This is a genomic window from Tenacibaculum agarivorans, from assembly GCF_001936575.1.
Lineage (GTDB): Bacteria > Bacteroidota > Bacteroidia > Flavobacteriales > Flavobacteriaceae > Polaribacter > Polaribacter agarivorans.
Genome location: NZ_MSMP01000026.1, coordinates 1 through 18,103 on the forward strand (window position 1 = coordinate 1; position 18,103 = coordinate 18,103).

Sequence of the window (18,103 nt, forward strand, 5' to 3'; positions counted from 1 at the left end):
AGGACTGACAATCAGTATTTTAAACATTTGTTGTTAATTGTCAATAATAACCGAACTCATGTTAAAACACATGTTTATAGAGTCTTATGGTTGCTGTCTTATTTGACTAATAGCTTTGTCTATATCCTCAGTTGGAAGTTTACATGTTTTGTTTACACAAACATAAATTAAAGTTCTACTATCATTAAATCTGTTTTTCAATAGTGGCAAATCACTTTTTTTTGTGCTACCACATAATAAATAATTTGGAATATAATTTTGTTGTAATTGCTTGGTTTTTGTTAGAGCATTTTCACCACAAATGACAACTTCAAAATAAGGGAACGCATAGTTTGAGTAAGCATCTAACCAGTTAGAATAAATGTGAGGATACTCTTTGATTCTTGGGATCATATTTTTTAACATAGACTTACTAAGTTTTAAGTATTCTTGATTGTCAAAATAATGTCCTAAATAAAAAAGATTTTTACAAAGTACAGAGTTAGAGGAAGGAATAACAATATCTTCGATTTCAAAATTATTCGTTATAAGTTGCGCATTTCCTTTTGAAGAATAGTTAAAGTATTGCTGCTTTTCATCTAAAAAATTAGTCAAAGTATATTTAGTAAGTTCATTGGCGTTATGTAACCAATAGTCATCTAATGTAATTTGATATAAAGAAATAAAACTATGAATTACCCAAGCATAATCTTCGGCATAACCTTTTATTTTTTTACTATCAGAATTTAAACTCCTTAGTAGTTCACCGTTTTTATCAATAGCTTTGTTTTTTAAGTTTTTACCAATTTCAATAGCCTTATCTTTAAAATCTTTATGATTAAAAACTTTATAAGCATCTGTGTAAGCTTGTAAGAGTAAGGCATTCCATGAAGTTAAAATTTTATAATCTGTTGTAGGTTTTTCCCTTTTTTTACGTGCTTTTAACAAAACAGATTGCCATGAGGAATATTTCTGTTCAAACTCGTTGGAAGATAATTTATGTTTCTTTAAGAATACACTATCATTATACACTTTAACTAAAGCGTGTTTGTTCTCTACTGTAGTTATACTATCAATGCCAAAATAATCTTTGAAAAGATCAAAATCGTTAGTAATTAGTTGTGCAAGATCTTCTCTTCTCCAAGTATAATAAGCACCTTCTTCTAGTTCACCATGTTCATTAACGCTATCAGCATTTAAAGAAGAAAAGTATAACCCTTCCTTATAAAATTCATGATTTAAAAAGGTTAATGTGTTAAAAACAACATCTTTATAACTTTTATCTTGAGTAATTTGATAAGCATAAGAAAATAGCGAAACTAATTGTGCATTATCATACAGCATTTTTTCAAAATGAGGAATATGCCATTTGTTATCTACTGTATATCTAGCAAATCCACCTTCTAAATGATCCTGTAAACCACCATTAGCTATTTTAATAAGTGTTTTATTGACGTATTTTAGTAATTCTTGATTATTGGTTTGATACGCATGTCGAAGTAAAAATTGAAAGTTACTAGCTCTTGGAAATTGATTAGTGCCTATAAAACCACCATTTATGGTGTCAAATTTCTGCTGCCAATCATTAATGAAAGTAGTTAGTTTCTTAGAGGAAAAACTGGTTCCAGAATTGTTTTCAAACTGTTGAAGAGATTTTAGATTTTCAGTAAGTTGGTTGGCAAAACTCTCTGTGTCGTCAGGATTATCAATGTAAAATTGATGAATTTTTTCTAAAGCATTTAGCCAATCATGTTTACGGAAATAAGTACCTCCCCATACAGGTTTTCCATTAGGAAGAATCACGCAATTTAAAGGCCATCCTGCATTTCCTGTCATTACTTGTACAGCAGTGATATAAGTTTTGTCGACATTAGGATATTCTTCCCTATCAATCTTTATGTTGATGAAATGAGTATTCATGAACTTAGCTACTTCCTCATCTTCAAAAGTTTCCTTTTCCATCACATGACACCAATGACATGAAGAGTAACCGATAGATAATAATACTAACTTACCTTCTTGTTTTGCTTTGTCAAGATATTGTTGATCCCATGGATACCAGTTCACAGGATTGTGAGCATGTTGTAATAAATACGGGCTAGATTCGTTAATTAATGTGTTAGTGTACTTATAATCTTTTTCTAACTTTTGTTTGTTACTTTTTAGTTGACATGAGTTAAAAAAAATAATAAAAACTAAAAAACTAAAATATTTGTTTGGATCCATACTAAATAATAAAAAGCAATTCGTCTATACTTTTCTACTTTTTATCGAGAAAAAAGATAGTTTAAACTAAAGTAAGTTAAAGAACACTTATTTTTAAAATAAATTGCAAGTTAAAGCTACTAAAAACACTCATAATGCAAAAAAAATTAACAATATTGTTAATTGAAGATGACCAAATTGAAGTAATGAAATTCAATAGGATTTTATCTAAAATAAATTCTCAGCACAAAATTATTGAGGCAAATAATGGAGAAGAAGCTTTAAAAATACTATCTGACAAAGATAACCTCCCCAACCTTATTCTTCTCGATTTAAATATGCCTAAAATAAACGGTATTGAGTTCCTTAAAATTTTAAAAAACGATAGCGTATTAAAATATTTACCAACAGTAATTCTAACCACTTCCACAAATCAAAAAGATATGTTGGAGTGTTACAAGATTGGAATTGCGGGGTATATGGTAAAACCATTAAAGTACGAAGACTATCAAAATAAACTAATTAAGGTGTTATCATACTGGAGTGCGAATGAATTAATTACGGTTTAAATCTCTGTCTTATTTCTTTAATTAAGAAGATTATCATCTAATTTTCAATTTAAACTCGTAAATTGTAGTTGCCTAATACTAAAAACATAGTATTTAAATAATATCAAACTTATATTTATGAGTGATATTCTTATTGAAGACTTAAAAAAAGCTTTAGAACAAGAGCGAGCAGCTCGAATAGCAGCAGAGGAAAAACTAAATAAGTATATAGAAAACTCTGAGGGTAGGGTTAATGATTTAACAGAACTGAATAAAAGTCTTCAAGAAGATTTAACTCAAAAAGAATCTGAATTTCGAGGAATATTTGAAAATTTAAATGATGCTTATGTACTCATAGATTTAAAAGGGAATGTGTTAAAAATGAACGACGTGGCTACGGTTATGTTTGAGCATGATTACACAAAATCACCTTTGAATTTAATGAAGTTAGTCCATCCAAATGACCATAAATATACCATAGAGGCATTTAAAAATTTACTTAAAGAAGGTTTTTACACAAAATATCGATCTAGAATAATTACTAAAAATAATAATGCAAAATTATTAGAAGTAAATTGTAGCCTAATTAAAGATAAAGATGGGCAAATAATCGGAGCACAAGGAATAGCTAGAGATGTTACTGAGGAAGTTTCCTTACAAAGATTATTGAAAGAGCAAAAACATCAATTAGATATTATTTTAGATAACTCACCTATAGGTATTGTATTATCTGAAGGAGCTGATGATAATTTTATATTTGCGAACAAGTCACTTACTAATATGCTGGGATATACTTTTGAAGAAATGAAAACTTTAAAAGTTAGTCAATTAACCCATCCTGATGATAGACTCCGATCAAAAACTTTAAGAGACAAACTTGAAAAAGGAGAAATTAAACGTTTTAGCATAGAAAAAAGGTATATTAAAAAAAATGGTGATATTCTTTGGGCTAAAACAATTGTTAATTCAGTCGATAATTCTGATAAAAAAGTAAAATTCAGAGTAGCAACGGTTGAGGATATAACAGAGAATAAATTAGCTCAACAACGATTGTTAGAAATTGAAAATAGATTAACTTCTTTAATTGCGAACTTAGATAGTGCGGTAATCTTAGAAGATGAAAGTAGAGAAGTAGTAATTTCTAATAAAAAATTCTGTGAGATATTTTCATTAACCGGATTTCCTGAAGAGTTGAAAGGGAAGTTTTATCCTGAAATAGTAGATAATACAAAAGCAATTTTTGAAAAACCTGAATATTATATTAATAGAATTAATAAGCTCATTAAAGATAAAAAAATGGTATTGGGAGATGAGCTAAGATTAGTTGATGGAAGAATTTTAGAACGAGATTATATCCCTATTTCTAAAGATAAAGAATATAAAGGTCATTTGTGGACTTATAGAGATGTAACACTATCAAGAAATTATAGGAAAAGTCTAGAAACACATAAAAAAAGATATAGTAACATTATTGCAAATCTTAAGTTAGGTTTAGTAGAGCTCGATAATGAAAATAGAATCCTTTCTGCGAATAAGAGTTTTATGAAAATGACAGGGTTTGAAGAAGATGAAATCTTAACACAAGATATAAGAGAGCTCTTTACTAAGGATATGATTAAAAACCTTATTCAGCAACGTAGTGTTAGTCGAAAAGAAGGAAGAACAGGTTCTTATGAGTTTAAATTTATTAATAAAATTAATCAAGAGAAAGTTTTATTAGTAAGCGCAGCACCAAACTTTAATATTAGTGGAGAAATTATAGGGTCTATAGGTATAATACTAGACATTACTCATATTAAAAAATTAGAATCACAAAAAGAAGAATTACTAAAACAATTAGAACAAAGAAATATAGAGCTAGAAGAATATGCCCATGTGGTTTCTCATGATTTAAAATCACCTTTACGTAGTATTTCAGCATTAACAAGTTGGTTAAAAGAAGACTATGGAAGATTTCTAGGGAATGGAGGAATACAAAATGTAGATATGATACAAGAAGTGGTGGAAAAGATGGAGCGACTTATCAATGATATTTTGAATTACTCTAGTATTAATAATGATGAGTCTACATATGAAGATGTAAATACGTTTAAAATTGTTAATGATATTAGTAAGTTAATATATGTGCCTAAGCATATAGAAATAAAGATTAGCGAAAAATTACCAATAGTAAGAGCCAATAAAGTTAGAATTCAACAGCTTTTTCAAAATTTAATGAGTAATGCTGTAAATTATATTGATAAGGAAAAAGGTTTAATTTCAATAGATGTAAAAGAAAAAAAGAAAAGCTATATATTTAGTGTTCAAGATAACGGTATTGGAATAAAAAAAGAATATTATTCAAAAATATTTGAAGTATTTCAATCGTTAGGAAACCATAAAAAATCTACTGGAATTGGATTATCAATAGTAAAAAAAATAGTAGACGTGTATAACGGTAAAATCTGGTTAGAAAGTCAAGAGGGGGTAGGAACAACATTTTTTATTCAATTAAACAAATAAGTACTCATGAACTTAGAACAGCCAAATCTTAATTATATTAAAGAATTATCTGGAGGAGATGTAGATTTTGAACAAAAGATGCTCTCTATATTAAAGAATGAATTGCCAACTGAAATAGAAGTCTATGAAAAAAACATTGAAAATCAAGATTTTAAAAAGGTTGCTGAAATAGTGCATAAAATTAAACATAAAATTAGTATTTTAGGCTTACCAAAATCTCATGAATTTGCGGTGCAATTCGAAAATGAATTACGCAATGAGAATATGCAAAAGCATGAAAGTTTTCTAAAATTACTAAAATTAATGTCTAACTTTTTAGACAAGGTATAAAATTTCAATATATGAATTGTTTAATAATTGATGATGAATCTGCTGCAAGAGCAATTGTAGAACAACTTTGTAAAAACGAAGGATCGTTACAGGTAATAGAGCAGTTTTCAAATGCAATACAAGCTATAAAGTATTTAAATCAAAATGAAATAGATTTAATTTTCTTAGACATTCATATGCCAGATTTTACTGGGTTTGATTTAATTCAAACATTGAAAAATCCTCCAAGGATTATTTTAACAACTTCTGATGAAAAATTTGCCATAGACGCTTTTGAGTACGATTGTATCGTAGATTATTTAGTAAAGCCAATTACATTACCTAGATTTATAAAAGCAGTAGAAAAGGCAAAAAAGTTTAAGTTTAATACCGCTCAAAATGCAAGCCCATCCAATGGGGAAGCAAAAGAAGAAGACAAACAACTCTATATAAATATAGACCGTAGGTTAATTAAAATAGAAATTCCTAGTATAAATGTGGTTGAAGCAAAAGGAGATTATATTTTAATAAAAACTCAAGATAAAAACTATACAGTACATTCTACACTAAAGAAAATAGAAGAGAAATTACCTAACGACTTATTTTTGAAAGTTCATCGTTCTTATATTATCAATCTAAAGAGAATTGTTGATATAGAAGACAACAGTGTACTCATCGAAAAAGATGTAATACCTGTAAGTAGATCTAATAGATCTGAGTTAATGAAACGATTAAACTTATTATAATAATTATTCCTTTTTATCGGTTACATTTTCAGTTGTTTACCACTCGTCGATTTATATCTTTTAATTATCTATAATTAAATTTATCTCCATCGAAAACTAGACTTTTACTATGTAATTGCACTATATATTTGTAGTGTAATTAAGTTGGTAATAGTGTAAATAAAAATATAAACACCCTTTTAAAGTTTGTTTTTCATTATTTGAATTTTTACGCTTACACTCGTAAGTGTAGTTTTTAGATTTATTTGGTTGATTAATTAAACCCTTCCGCCCGGAAGGGTTTATTCTTTTTTAATGTTCTTATTATTAGGGTTGTAGGTCGTTTTTGAGTTCGGGTAAAACACTTCGTCGACATAATTAAACCACTTATCTACAATAAAATGTTACAAGTCTAATAATTTAATGTAGATAGCCCTAAACATAATATCTTTGAAGTGTAATTAAGATATAAATTATCTGATATACATAAAAGTTTTGTTTTTTTCATTACATGAAAAAATTTCACACTTCATATATAAAATGAAGTTTTTAGATTTATTTGGTTGATTAGAAAACCTTTTGCAACTCTCAACTGCAAAAGGTTTTTCGCTTTTTATAACTTATTGTTTTTTTATTTTTTTGCAAATAATATATCTTTAACAATAAGCGATACTATAACTCAAACACAATTTTTAGAATTGGCTTTTTATACCTAAAAGCCATTTTAAAGCTCTTTATATATGACCATAAAGTACTATTAGATATTTTTCCAAAGAAGGTTTTTCATTAGTAATGATTTTATTGCTTGTAATAAAGTTGATTCTTTTTAAAATTTCACATAAAAAAATCGTTTATCGAAAGTTAATGGTCATTTATCTAAAGTTAGATGTAGTATAGCTAATTAATATATTTTAAGATGGTTAAACCTTGTATCTTTGAAATGTAAATAAGATATAAATTATATCTGATACACATAAAAGTTTTGTTTTTCATTTTATGAATTTTCACTTCACATTTATTCATAAATGAAGGTTTTTTAGATTTATTTGGTTGATTAAGAGAGCCTTTTGCAAACCCCAATTGCAAAAGGTTTTCGCTTTTTATAAAGTTATATTTCGAATGATAGTTTTCCATTTATCGGATCATTCTCAATTGTTTCTTTTATTCAATTTGTATACACCTGAAAAATTTAGACCGTATCAATTATATTAAAAGCTAGAGGTTGATGAGAAAATAATGAGTAAAGCATTTATTTAGCAAGGAAAAACTTCTCAAATTTAATATCGTAAATCTAATATTTTTGATTCAGATTATGGCTATTTTTATAGGATTAGATGTGATCTTTTTTAATTTATCCACAACTTTTGTGAATGATCCCATTTATCGATTGCTTTTGACATTTAATCTATACTAAGTACTTGAGGTATCGATTTTTAAGTTGAAGAGTGAATAGATGTCTTACCTTTGAAGTGTAAATGAATTTTAGAGTTTATTAGATAGAAGTACTCTGAAATTGTTTCAACTTCAATAGTTGAACACCCCGATTAAGACATAGAAGTTTTTTAGATTTATTTGGTTGATTAATATAAATCCTTTCTCGATCCCCAATCAGTGAAAGGATTTTTCTTTTTTAAGTGTTTTATTTCAAAATTAATCCTTAATTTATAGGTGTTTATAAATAAAGAATAGAACCCCCAAAAACCGATAAACAAGATTGTTTTTAATTTACTTTTTGACAGCCTTAAGAGTCATTAGATAGAAAAGTAAATAATGGTTTGTAAAAACATAAAAATCAATTGTCACTACAAAAATTTATTCGACCAGAACAAGTATTCATGCTTAGTGCTTTAATTGTTAATGCAGGAAACTACCTATATAATTTAATTGTAGGTAGAATTTTAGGTCCCGAAGCATTTGCTGATGCTGCTATATTAATCACATTTTTACTAGTTACTTCTTTCTTGGCCATGACTTTTCAATTGGTAACTGCTAAGTACACTGTTATTTTTGAAGATGAAGTAGAGACAAGTTTTGTTAATTTTATAACCAAAAAAACAGTCATTCTAGGTTTAGTTTTAGGGGCGTTGATTGTGATATTTCATAAACAACTTCAAGAAGCCTTTAATACCCAAACTTCATCAATGTTTTTAATTTTTGGATTTGGGGTACCTATCTATTTTCTAATGAGTGTGAATAGAGGAATTTTTCAAGGCAAAGAAAAATTCATAAAACTATCCATAACGTATCAATTGGAAATGATAAGTAGATTGGTGATTACATTGGTATTATTATGGTTTATTAATTTTTTGGAGCCGTCCATTCTAATTTCAATAGGAATTCTAGCATCACTTTTTTTTAGTTTATTTCCTTTTCAACTTCAACATGTTTTTAAGAGCACAGTAAAGTTGAATGAAGATCAAATAACTATGGTAAAAAAGTTTTTTGTGTTGACAGCTTTCTATGAGTGTACACAAATCATCATTAATAATAGTGATATATTACTAGTTAAGCATTATTTTGATAATTATCAAGCAGGTTTATATGCTTCATTAGCACTGATTGGACGAGTTGTATATTTTGTAGCATGGATGTTTGTGATGCTTTTGTTACCGGCAGTTGTTAATAAACAAAAAGATGGATTACCACATGGTCCAATACTACTTAAGTATGTAGGATATATCTCATTACTTTCTTGTATTATTGTTATTGTAAGTTTTTTATTTCCTGAATTTGTTGTAAATATTTTATTCGGAGAAGCTTATATAGAAATTTCACCATTGTTATGGAAGTATGCCTTAGCTACATCAATTTTTGCAGTCTCTAATGTATTTGCATACTATTTCTTGTCAATAGATCAATATATACCAGTTGTAATCACAGGGCTTTTAGGAGTTACCCAAGTACTTTTAATAACTTACTTTCATAAAGACCTAGAAGAGGTAGTGGTAATGCAAATAATAGCTATGTCAATTCTACTAGCTGTTCAACTTCTTTTTTTCTTTACTAAAACATCAAAAAGCCAATCCCTTAAAAAAGAAGATTAATCAATAATCAAAAAGAATAGATACACGCAATAGAAGTAAAATTTTCTAAGCGTTTAAAACGAATATTTAATAAGTATAAAATAAAATTTGAAGTTATGAAATTAGCAATTGTTACTGCGTTCCCCCCAAGTAAGGTAACATTAAATGAATATGGTTATCATTTAGTAAAACAGTTTAGACTTAATGACCAAGTTGACAAATTGATATTATTAACTGACGAAGCTGTTACCCCAGATGATGTGAAATTTGAAGAAGAAGGTAGTGAAATAGCAGTATACAACTGTTGGAAATTTAATAGTTATAAAAATTTAATCACATTCAATAAGGCATTAAATAAAACAAAACCTGATGCTGTTTTATTTAATTTACAGTTTTTAAAATTTGGTGATAAAAAAATTCCAGCAGCATTAGGATTGTTATTACCTTATTTATGTAAAACAAAAAAGATTCCTACTATAGTATTATTACATAATATATTAGAACAAGTAGATCTTGATAGTGCAGGATTCACAAAAAGTGTAGTATTTCAAAAAATTTATGGTTTCATAGGAACAGTTTTAACACGTTTTTTATTGAAAGCAGATTATGTAGCCTTAACCATCCAAAAATTTGTAAATACAATTAGAACAAAATATAAAACTGATAAGGCTGTTTTAGTACCTCATGGAACTTTTGAGATGCCACCTGAGCCAGACTATAATTTACCTGAAGGACCTAAAAAAGTAATGGCGTTTGGAAAATTTGGTACGTATAAAAGGGTAGAGGTAATGATAGAGGCTGTAGAAAGAGTCAGAGAATTAACAGATGAGAATTTAGAAATTGTTGTTGCAGGTACAGATAGTCCAAACACGCCAGGGTATATTGAAGAGATGAAACAAAAATATAAACATGTACCAGGTTTACATTTTACAGGTTATGTAGTGGAAGAAGACGTACCGATTATATTTCAAGAAAGTACAGTTGTGGTTTTTCCCTATACATCAACTACAGGTAGTTCAGGAGTTTTACATCAAGCAGGGAGTTACGGAAAAGCTGTGATTATGCCCAATTTAGGTGATTTAACAGATTTGATTCAAGATGAAGGATACAGAGGTGAGTTTTTTGAGGCTGATAATGTAGAATCTTTAGCGGTAGCTATAAAGAATGTAGTAACTAATGATAATTATAGATTAGAGCTAGCAAAAGCGAATTACAAAGCAGCTGCATCATTACCAATGTCTGAAATAGCAGCAATGTACTTGGATTATTTTAATAAAATAATAAATTAAATAGGGGTTTATTCAATTAATTGTAAATCAGTGTTTTTCTCTGTGTAAATGCTTTTGTTTATACATTTTTAATTGTATATTTCGCAAAGAAAGATGTTCATACACCTACTTGGGGAAAGAGGGAATTATTTATTAACCTCTAAAGTTAAAGTATGAAAATAGTTGTTTTTGATCAAAATAAATTGATCTTATTATCACTTAAAAAAAAGCTAATTGAAATAGGATATGATGTTCAAATTGCTAGAACAAGTAACCAAGCAATCAAATTAATCGAAGAAAATGAACCAGACCTTGTAAGCATAGATGTGAATGCAAGTGATTATACAGGTGTGGATGTTTTGAAATATATTAAAGAATCTTCTTATAAAACAAAAGTTATTGTGATATCTGAAGATACTGAAGACACAGACATAGCAGATTTATTTGCTTATGGGGTAGATGATTTTATTAAAAAGCCAGTAACACTGAGTGAAATAGTACTGCGAATTAATAAAATTGTCGGTATGTGTCCTGTTCCAGAAAAGTCAATTGTAGATGATACAGTTAGCTTAGTAAGAGAAAAGTGTGTTGGAGTCGTTATACCTTGTTATAATGAAGAAAATAGACTTTTAGAAGCGGAATTTAAGAGCTTTGTGAAAACTAATATAGGATATCACTTATGCTTTGTAAACGACGGTAGCTCTGATAATACACTCAAAGAATTAGAAGAAATTAGAAGAGGTAAAGAAGACTACATTAGCATTCTCAATTGTAAAGAGAATGGAGGAAAAGCTGAAGCTGTTAGATTAGGAATGCTTCATTTAGCCAAAAAAACAGATCTAAATTTTGATTACATTGGTTTTTTAGATGCTGATTTATCCACAGATTTTGATGATTTCGATGATCTATTAAGAACTATAAGTGCATCTGATTATAAGGTGGTCAGTGGTTCTAGAATTGAAAGGATGGGAGCTAATATTACTAAACAATCTACAAGGAAAATTATTAGTTCTGTAATTAATTTTGCGATTCAAAAAATCCTAGGAATGAAGTTTAGAGACACTCAATGTGGAGCAAAAATTTTGGATAGAGAACTGGTACCTTTCTTATTTGAAAAGAAATTTATTACAAGATGGCTTTTTGATGTCGAAATGTTTTTAAGGTTGAAAAAGAAGTATGGAGATACAACGAAAAGTATAATTTACGAACAACCCTTAAAAAGGTGGATTCATATGGATGGCTCAAGTTTATCCATGAAAGACTCTCTAGATATTGTATTTCAATTAACAAGAATAGCTAGTCATTACAAATAAAAAAAGCTCCTTTTTAGGAGCTTTTTTTATTTGTTTTTATTTTTTTCTAAACCAATAGGCAGTTCTACCTATTAGAGAAAAACCGATATAACCTCTAATTTTTAATTTATCAGCTTCAACGAGTTTTATAAAACACTTGTATTTTTTTCCATTTTTAGGATCTAAAATTTTACCACCAGACCACTCATCACCATCTTTTTTCAATCCTGTTAAAATGTTCATACCAAGAATAGGCTTATCTTTATTTTTGCCACTACATTGGTCACAAACTGCATCTTGTCTATCTTTATCAGTAATTTCTACAATTTTAGCATAAGCTTTTCCTTCCTTTTCGTAAACCTCAATAATACTGTCTACTTCGCCTGTATCTTCATCTCTATTTTCCCATTTTCCAAAAATACTTTGTGCGCTGATAGAAGTAGATATTGCTACTAATAAAAAGGTGAATATTAATTTCCTCATATGTATTTGTTTAATTTGTTTCTCGGCTAAAAATATCATTTTTGTGAACAATAAAAAATCACAAATGTTATTTAATCATATGTAGCATCGAAATAATCGTGCCATTTTTCTTGAACACGCATAACTTGTTCTATTACATCCCTTGCACAACCTTCTCCACCTTTTTTATCTGATATGTAAACAGACATTTCTTGTAATTCTCTAACAGCGTCAGATGGACAGCAAGGTAGGCCAACCTTATGCATTACAGGTAAATCAGGAATGTCGTCTCCCATATATAAAACGTTTTCTGGTTTTAAATTATATTTTTCAACCAATTCATTATACTGATCAATTTTTGTATGTGCTCCTAGATAAATATCAGTAATTCCTAATCCTTGTAAACGGTCACGTACCCCTTCATTTTTACCACCAGATATAATGCAAACCTTAAATCCTGACTGAACAGCAGCTTTAAGTGCATATCCATCTTTTACATTCATTTGTCGCACTAATTCACCATTAGGAAAAACAGTCACAATTCCATTGGTTAATACTCCATCAACGTCAAAAATAAAAGTAGTAACGTCGTTAAATAATTCTTTATAGCTTTTATCCATTTTGGATCGATTTTGTTATAAGTTTATAAATATCTTTTTGATTCGAGTTTAATAAGCTTAAATGCCTCTCTATTGTTTCTTGATCATTACGTTTTGCAGGACCTGTTTGTGCTAAACTAGGATCTAAAGATTCAATTTTAGCTGCAGTTTCTTTTATTAATGGAAATAATACATCAAAAGGCACATCATAATTCTTACATATATCATTTCCAATTTTATACATGTGATTCGTGAAATTATTAACAAAAACTGCAGCCACATGTAGTTTGCTTCTTTGATCAGACGTAATATGATATACTTTTTCAGAAATTTCTGAGGCTAATCTTTCTAATACATGTAAATCTGTGTCATTTTCAGCTTCTATGCACAAAGGGATTTCTTTAAAATCGACATCTTTAGTTTTAGAAAAACTTTGTAACGGATAAAAAATTCCTTTCCTTCCAGTATTTTCTAAAGCATTCATAGCTACACTACCAGAAGTATGAACAACAAGTTTTTCTTTAGGAAGTAATTGAGAAACGTCAGGAATAGCATCATCAGAAATAGCCAAAATATAAACATCTGCATCATCTAACATGTGTATATTATCAGTTAAAGATGTTTGATGTTGAAATTCTGAAATAGAAGAGATATTTCTAGCATATAATTGGCAAACAACAACATTTTTTGAAGACAAAAAAGCTTTTGTCAAATGAAATGCAACATTACCTCCTCCAATTATTACGACTGAAATCATATAGACGAAGATATTGAAATTATTTGAAGCAATGGAAAGCATTTAGTAATTTAGGAGCTAAATTTTTCAACATGAGCAACCACAATAAATTAGGAATAAATTCAATTTGTACACACGTAGGAGAAGTAAAAGACGAACAGTTTAAAGGAGCAATATCTCCTATATATTTATCATCGTCATATCAGTTTTATGATGTGGATATTAAAAGATATCCAAGGTATTTTAATACACCAAATCAGGAGGCTTTATGTAGAAAGATTGCGGCTTTGGAGAAAACTGAAGATGCGCTGATTTTTGGTTCAGGTATGGCCGCTATAAGTTCTGCAATGCTAACCTTTTTGCAAAAAGGCGATCATATAGTACTACAACAAACGTTATACGGAGGAACTTATAATTTTGTAGTTGAGGAATTTGATAAATTTGGTATTGAATATTCATTTACTGATACTTTACATATAGAAGATTTTGAAAAAGAGATTCGTTCGAATACTAAGGTAATCTTTATTGAAACACCATCAAACCCATTATTAAAAGTTGTAGACCTTAAAGCAGTAGCTTCGTTAGCTAAAAAACATGATATTATCACTATGATTGATAATACATTTGCATCACCAATTAATCAAACTCCTGTAGATTTTGGTATTGATATCATGATCCATTCGGCTACAAAATATATGGGAGGACATTCAGATATTTTAGCGGGAGCGGTGGCAGCTTCAAAAGAGCATATTGAAAAATTATGGAGTTTAGCTAAGAATTTTGGAGGTAGTTTAAGTGATTTTACGGTATGGATGTTAGAGAGAAGTATGAAAACTATGAATTTACGTGTCAAATGTCAGAATGAAAATGCATTAAAAATGGCAAAGTATTTAGAAGGAAATCCTAACGTAGAAAGAGTGTATTATCCTGGTTTACTTTCTCATGAAGATCACGAATTAGCAAAGTCTCAAATGAAAGGTTTTGGAGGAATGTTGTCTTTCGAATTAAAAGAAAATTTAGATGCAATGGAGTTTCAACGTAATTTACAATTGATAAAACCGTCTATGAGTTTAGCAGGTGTGGAAAGTACGTTGTTAAGTCCTTCACAAACTTCTCATGCATTATTATCAGCTGAAGAAAGGGAAAAACAAGGAATTAAGGATGGTTTAATTCGTTTTTCAGTTGGTATAGAAGAAACAGAAGATTTAATTACAGATATTGAGCAGGCGATTGATAAACTATAATATGTTTTAATAATGTGGAAAAGAAAAATAGTAATTGGATTGAGTTTTTTGTTGAGTATAAATCTTGTAGCTCAAAAGAAAAAAAGAGATAAATATTTAGATAGTCTAGCAAGAAAGATACAATTTCAATACAAAGAATTGATTTTTAGAAATGAATCTTTAGATGCTATGAAAGAAATTGTGAGTTATATTAATAAAAATCATAATCATTACCTGATAACTAGCCATACTTCTTCCGAAGGAGAACATGAAAAAAATAAAAAGTTGACAGATAAAAGAGCGGTAATGATAAAAAAGTTACTTTTTAGACTAAACATTGATTCTACTAGAATTTCAGTAATAGGATTTGGAGAAAATTATCCTTGTTGTTTGACTCCAACAAGAGCTGGTAGATATCTCAACAGAAGAGTAGATATAGATGTAGTTAGTAAAGAACAATTTGAAAAAACAAAGACAAAGCAGTAAATGAAATTAGATATATTAGCCTTCGGAGCACATCCAGATGATGTAGAATTAGGTTGTTCAGCAACCATTGCAAAAGAAATTTCTTTAGGTAAAAAAGTGGGAATTGTTGATTTGACTAGGGGGGAATTAGGTACTCGAGGTTCAGCAGAATTAAGAGATGAAGAAGCTGCTAAAGCAGCTGAAATTTTAGGTGTTTCTGTACGAGAAAATCTAGGTTTTGCTGATGGTTTCTTTAAAAATGATACTGTACATCAAATAGAGATCATTAAAATGATTCGAAAATATCAGCCAGAAATCGTATTGTGCAATGCTATAGATGATCGCCATATAGATCACCCAAAAGGAAGCCAATTAGTATCTGATGCTTGTTTTTTAAGCGGATTGTTAAAGATAGAAACTAATTTAGATGGAGAGAAACAAGAAAAATGGCGTCCTAAACTAGTGTACCACTATATTCAGTGGAAAAATATTGAACCTGATTTTGTAGTAGATGTAAGTGGGTTTATGGATAAAAAAATTGATTCGGTAATGGCATATAGTTCTCAATTCTTTGATCCTAAGAGTGATGAGCCTGAAACACCGATTACAAGTAAGAATTTTACGGAGAGTGTAGAATACAGAGCTAAAGATTTAGGAAGGCTTATTGGAGTGGATTATGCAGAAGGTTTCACTGTTGAACGTTTTGTAGCGGTAGAAAGTTTAAGTAAATTAAAGTAAAAAATATTTTGTCATACTTTAAAAATGGCTTATATTTGCACCCGCAACTGAAATGGTGATTGTAGCTCAGTTGGTTAGAGCGCCGGATTGTGGTTCCGGAGGTCGCCGGTTCGAACCCGGTCTTTCACCCTAAAAATTAAAGCTCCTTACTTAGTGTAAAGAGCTTTTTTATTTTTTACTTCCTACTATAGATTTTATTTTTTTATAGATGATATCTATAAAATTAAAATATTTTAATCTTATTGGGTTGTGTTCTATCAATATCACCAACTTCTTGAGCACCACCATAAAGAGTAATCATTTCTTCTTTTGTTAATTCTTCAAACATAAAATTAGAATTTAAAGTTATTAGTATTGAAATATAACAAAAACAATTTAAAAAAATAAAAGCGAACCGAAGCTCGCTTATTAACAATTTAAAAACCAAATGGTATGCAAGCACAAGTTTCTGTATTAAAAGTAAGTCCGGTTGGGCACATTCCTCTTGGATTATTAGAACAACCAGTATTTCCGCCATTAATGGTCTTTTGCTCTACTTTGTTCAGCGTTTTACCTAAGGTTACAACATTTTTTAACATAATAAAAGTTTTTAAGATTATCAGATGAAACTAAAAAATAAACAAAGAGTATTTTAATGCAATGCATAAATGACAGCAATCATTAATGATTTGTGATGTTTTAGTGTAAATATGATTGTTACTTTTATACTCTTCTACTCAGTCTCTCATGCAGAATAAAAAAAGAAAAACTCCTCATTAGAGGAGTTTTTTTATTAAGAATAATAAGGAGGTTAATTAATCTTTTTATTGCATAGCACCATCATAGAACTCAACTTTCCCACCAGTTTTAACACAGTGATCACCTGCGAGAAATTCTGCTTGAGAAGTCTTGTAACTTAAATCCCAACCTAAACCGTCAGAATAAGTACATTTAACACGCCCTCCGCTAATTGTTTTTAATTCGGAGTTGTCAAGTTTTTTTACCCCGTTTAAGTTTAAAAAAGAGTTTTTCATGATAAATTATCTTTTAGTTTACGTTAACACGTTCTGTAAAAAGATAATTTGTTACTATAAAAAATGAAGAAATTTATTTTTTATATTTTTCTAGCCATTCATTGTATCTATGCTTGTGCTTAAAACGTTTATGAGTCCACAAATAATTTTCAGGTTGTTCTTTTACTTTTTCTTCTATAAGCTGTAAGTATTTATCTGTGATCTGGTAATTTTCAAATTCTTTTGGAGTTTCAGTAATTACTTCAAAAGTAGTTTCATAATACCCACGTTTTATTTTTTTAGTGGTGTAATTAATTACAGCCATATCAAACTTTTTAGCAAGTATTTCAGCACCAGTATGTACAGGTACTTTAACGCCAAAAAATTCTTGCCAGTGATAAGCTTTGTGTACTACAGGAGATTGATCGCTCAATAATATATAGGCGCCCTTGATGCCTTTTTTCATGTTTCTAAACATTTCAGGAACCATTTCAGAAGTCTTATATGCAATTAAATCAAATTTAGTTCTAGACTTTTTCATAAAGCTATTAAAGTATTTGTTCTTAATAGCAGTGTAAGCTCCGAATATATTTGTTTCAGAGACCAGAGGCATAGAAACAGACCATTCCCAATTATTTAAATGTGCACCTGTTAAAATTATATTTTTATTATGACTAGCAACGGTATTTAAAACTTCTGGGTTTGTGAACTTGTATCTCTTTGATACTTCTTTTTCTGAGATTGAAAAAGCTTTGATACTTTCTACGATAAAATCACCAAAATGGCGTAAACTTTTCTTACGAATAATTTTGAGTTCAGTATCCGTTTTTTCAGGGAAAGCTAATTTTAAATTATCATACACAACATCTTTTCGGTATTTAACTACATAAAATACAATGATAAAAATAAAATCAGATATGAGATATAATACTCGCATAGGTAGTCTTGATATAACCCACAAAATAGGGTAAACTATGATAAATGCTAATAGTTGCATGCTAAATATAAAGTTTAGGCAAATATCGCATTTAATTCTT

Annotated in this window: 17 protein-coding genes and 1 tRNA gene; 11 read left to right on the forward strand and 7 right to left on the reverse strand. The window is 29.1% G+C overall.

Annotation, left to right across the window (positions count from 1 at the left end; all coding sequences use genetic code 11):
- Positions 1 to 84: 84 nt before the first annotated feature.
- Positions 85 to 2,205 carry a thioredoxin domain-containing protein gene (locus BVC87_RS17230; protein ID WP_083629574.1) on the reverse strand — a complete coding sequence of 707 codons (2,121 nt, stop codon included), beginning with the start codon at positions 2,203 to 2,205 and terminating at the stop codon, positions 85 to 87.
- A gap of 134 nt (positions 2,206 to 2,339) precedes the next feature.
- Between BVC87_RS17230 and BVC87_RS17235 the strand changes: the two genes are divergently transcribed.
- The 7 genes from BVC87_RS17235 to BVC87_RS17270 all read left to right on the forward strand — a co-directional run bounded on the left by BVC87_RS17235 (position 2,340) and on the right by BVC87_RS17270 (position 11,872).
- Positions 2,340 to 2,753 (forward strand): response regulator, encoded by a 414-nt coding sequence (locus BVC87_RS17235; RefSeq protein ID WP_075343650.1) that lies wholly within the window; start codon positions 2,340 to 2,342, stop codon positions 2,751 to 2,753.
- A 117-nt stretch (positions 2,754 to 2,870) separates the two neighbouring features.
- Positions 2,871 to 5,234: a PAS domain-containing sensor histidine kinase gene (locus tag BVC87_RS17240; protein WP_075343651.1), complete on the forward strand. Its 2,364-nt coding sequence runs from the start codon at positions 2,871 to 2,873 to the stop codon at positions 5,232 to 5,234.
- Between the two features lie 6 nt (positions 5,235 to 5,240).
- Positions 5,241 to 5,564, forward strand: a complete 324-nt coding sequence (locus tag BVC87_RS17245) for an Hpt domain-containing protein (protein ID WP_075343652.1) — start codon at positions 5,241 to 5,243, stop codon at positions 5,562 to 5,564.
- A gap of 11 nt (positions 5,565 to 5,575) precedes the next feature.
- Entirely contained in the window at positions 5,576 to 6,289 is a 714-nt protein-coding gene (locus BVC87_RS17250) for a LytR/AlgR family response regulator transcription factor (protein ID WP_075343653.1), read from the forward strand.
- A 1,814-nt stretch (positions 6,290 to 8,103) separates the two neighbouring features.
- Entirely contained in the window at positions 8,104 to 9,312 is a 1,209-nt protein-coding gene (locus tag BVC87_RS17260; protein ID WP_075343655.1) for an oligosaccharide flippase family protein, read from the forward strand.
- 95 nt (positions 9,313 to 9,407) lie between these two features.
- Positions 9,408 to 10,580, forward strand: a complete 1,173-nt coding sequence (locus tag BVC87_RS17265; RefSeq protein ID WP_075343656.1) for a glycosyltransferase — start codon at positions 9,408 to 9,410, stop codon at positions 10,578 to 10,580.
- 152 nt (positions 10,581 to 10,732) lie between these two features.
- A complete protein-coding gene (locus tag BVC87_RS17270; RefSeq protein WP_075343657.1) occupies positions 10,733 to 11,872 on the forward strand; it encodes a glycosyltransferase in 1,140 nt (379 codons plus the stop codon).
- Between the two features lie 36 nt (positions 11,873 to 11,908).
- Here BVC87_RS17270 and BVC87_RS17275 read toward each other — a convergent pair whose 3' ends face one another.
- The 3 genes from BVC87_RS17275 to BVC87_RS17285 form a co-directional block, all read right to left on the reverse strand.
- On the reverse strand, positions 11,909 to 12,334 hold the full coding sequence (locus BVC87_RS17275; protein ID WP_075343704.1) for a DUF2147 domain-containing protein: 426 nt from the start codon (positions 12,332 to 12,334) through the stop codon (positions 11,909 to 11,911).
- 71 nt (positions 12,335 to 12,405) lie between these two features.
- Entirely contained in the window at positions 12,406 to 12,933 is a 528-nt protein-coding gene (locus BVC87_RS17280; protein ID WP_075343658.1) for a KdsC family phosphatase, read from the reverse strand.
- On the reverse strand, positions 12,926 to 13,669 hold the full coding sequence (locus tag BVC87_RS17285) for a Rossmann-like and DUF2520 domain-containing protein (protein WP_075343659.1): 744 nt from the start codon (positions 13,667 to 13,669) through the stop codon (positions 12,926 to 12,928). The genes BVC87_RS17280 and BVC87_RS17285 overlap by 8 nt, the downstream gene beginning before the upstream one ends.
- A 71-nt stretch (positions 13,670 to 13,740) precedes the next feature.
- Between BVC87_RS17285 and BVC87_RS17290 the strand changes: the two genes are divergently transcribed.
- The 4 genes from BVC87_RS17290 to BVC87_RS17305 all read left to right on the forward strand — a co-directional run bounded on the left by BVC87_RS17290 (position 13,741) and on the right by BVC87_RS17305 (position 16,204).
- Complete coding sequence (locus BVC87_RS17290) at positions 13,741 to 14,892, forward strand: trans-sulfuration enzyme family protein (RefSeq protein ID WP_075343705.1); 1,152 nt, start codon at positions 13,741 to 13,743, stop codon at positions 14,890 to 14,892.
- 12 nt (positions 14,893 to 14,904) lie between these two features.
- Complete coding sequence (locus BVC87_RS17295) at positions 14,905 to 15,357, forward strand: OmpA family protein (RefSeq protein WP_075343660.1); 453 nt, start codon at positions 14,905 to 14,907, stop codon at positions 15,355 to 15,357.
- On the forward strand, positions 15,358 to 16,074 hold the full coding sequence (bshB1, locus tag BVC87_RS17300) for a bacillithiol biosynthesis deacetylase BshB1 (RefSeq protein ID WP_075343661.1): 717 nt from the start codon (positions 15,358 to 15,360) through the stop codon (positions 16,072 to 16,074).
- A 54-nt stretch (positions 16,075 to 16,128) separates the two neighbouring features.
- Positions 16,129 to 16,204 (forward strand) — tRNA-His (locus BVC87_RS17305).
- Positions 16,205 to 16,490: 286 nt separating this feature from the next.
- Here the strand turns inward: BVC87_RS17305 and BVC87_RS23485 are convergent.
- The 3 genes from BVC87_RS23485 to BVC87_RS17315 all read right to left on the reverse strand — a co-directional run bounded on the left by BVC87_RS23485 (position 16,491) and on the right by BVC87_RS17315 (position 18,063).
- On the reverse strand, positions 16,491 to 16,652 hold the full coding sequence (locus tag BVC87_RS23485; RefSeq protein ID WP_159439378.1) for a hypothetical protein: 162 nt from the start codon (positions 16,650 to 16,652) through the stop codon (positions 16,491 to 16,493).
- A 225-nt stretch (positions 16,653 to 16,877) separates the two neighbouring features.
- Positions 16,878 to 17,087 (reverse strand): bacteriocin, encoded by a 210-nt coding sequence (locus BVC87_RS17310; protein WP_075343662.1) that lies wholly within the window; start codon positions 17,085 to 17,087, stop codon positions 16,878 to 16,880.
- A 73-nt stretch (positions 17,088 to 17,160) separates the two neighbouring features.
- Entirely contained in the window at positions 17,161 to 18,063 is a 903-nt protein-coding gene (locus BVC87_RS17315; protein WP_075343663.1) for a lysophospholipid acyltransferase family protein, read from the reverse strand.
- Positions 18,064 to 18,103 lie beyond the last annotated feature (40 nt).

Bases quoted from the DNA above. Each gene is read 5' to 3' on its own strand.
- BVC87_RS17230 (WP_083629574.1), bottom strand. From the start codon at position 2,205: ATGGATCCAAACAAATATTTTAGTTTTTTAGTTTTTATTATTTTTTTT.
- BVC87_RS17235 (WP_075343650.1), top strand. From the start codon at position 2,340: ATGCAAAAAAAATTAACAATATTGTTAATTGAAGATGACCAAATTGAA.
- BVC87_RS17240 (WP_075343651.1), top strand. From the start codon at position 2,871: ATGAGTGATATTCTTATTGAAGACTTAAAAAAAGCTTTAGAACAAGAG.
- BVC87_RS17245 (WP_075343652.1), top strand. From the start codon at position 5,241: ATGAACTTAGAACAGCCAAATCTTAATTATATTAAAGAATTATCTGGA.
- BVC87_RS17250 (WP_075343653.1), top strand. From the start codon at position 5,576: ATGAATTGTTTAATAATTGATGATGAATCTGCTGCAAGAGCAATTGTA.
- BVC87_RS17260 (WP_075343655.1), top strand. From the start codon at position 8,104: ATGCTTAGTGCTTTAATTGTTAATGCAGGAAACTACCTATATAATTTA.
- BVC87_RS17265 (WP_075343656.1), top strand. From the start codon at position 9,408: ATGAAATTAGCAATTGTTACTGCGTTCCCCCCAAGTAAGGTAACATTA.
- BVC87_RS17270 (WP_075343657.1), top strand. From the start codon at position 10,733: ATGAAAATAGTTGTTTTTGATCAAAATAAATTGATCTTATTATCACTT.
- BVC87_RS17275 (WP_075343704.1), bottom strand. From the start codon at position 12,334: ATGAGGAAATTAATATTCACCTTTTTATTAGTAGCAATATCTACTTCT.
- BVC87_RS17280 (WP_075343658.1), bottom strand. From the start codon at position 12,933: ATGGATAAAAGCTATAAAGAATTATTTAACGACGTTACTACTTTTATT.
- BVC87_RS17285 (WP_075343659.1), bottom strand. From the start codon at position 13,669: ATGATTTCAGTCGTAATAATTGGAGGAGGTAATGTTGCATTTCATTTG.
- BVC87_RS17290 (WP_075343705.1), top strand. From the start codon at position 13,741: ATGAGCAACCACAATAAATTAGGAATAAATTCAATTTGTACACACGTA.
- BVC87_RS17295 (WP_075343660.1), top strand. From the start codon at position 14,905: ATGTGGAAAAGAAAAATAGTAATTGGATTGAGTTTTTTGTTGAGTATA.
- bshB1 (WP_075343661.1), top strand. From the start codon at position 15,358: ATGAAATTAGATATATTAGCCTTCGGAGCACATCCAGATGATGTAGAA.
- BVC87_RS23485 (WP_159439378.1), bottom strand. From the start codon at position 16,652: ATGTTAAAAAATGTTGTAACCTTAGGTAAAACGCTGAACAAAGTAGAG.
- BVC87_RS17310 (WP_075343662.1), bottom strand. From the start codon at position 17,087: ATGAAAAACTCTTTTTTAAACTTAAACGGGGTAAAAAAACTTGACAAC.
- BVC87_RS17315 (WP_075343663.1), bottom strand. From the start codon at position 18,063: ATGCAACTATTAGCATTTATCATAGTTTACCCTATTTTGTGGGTTATA.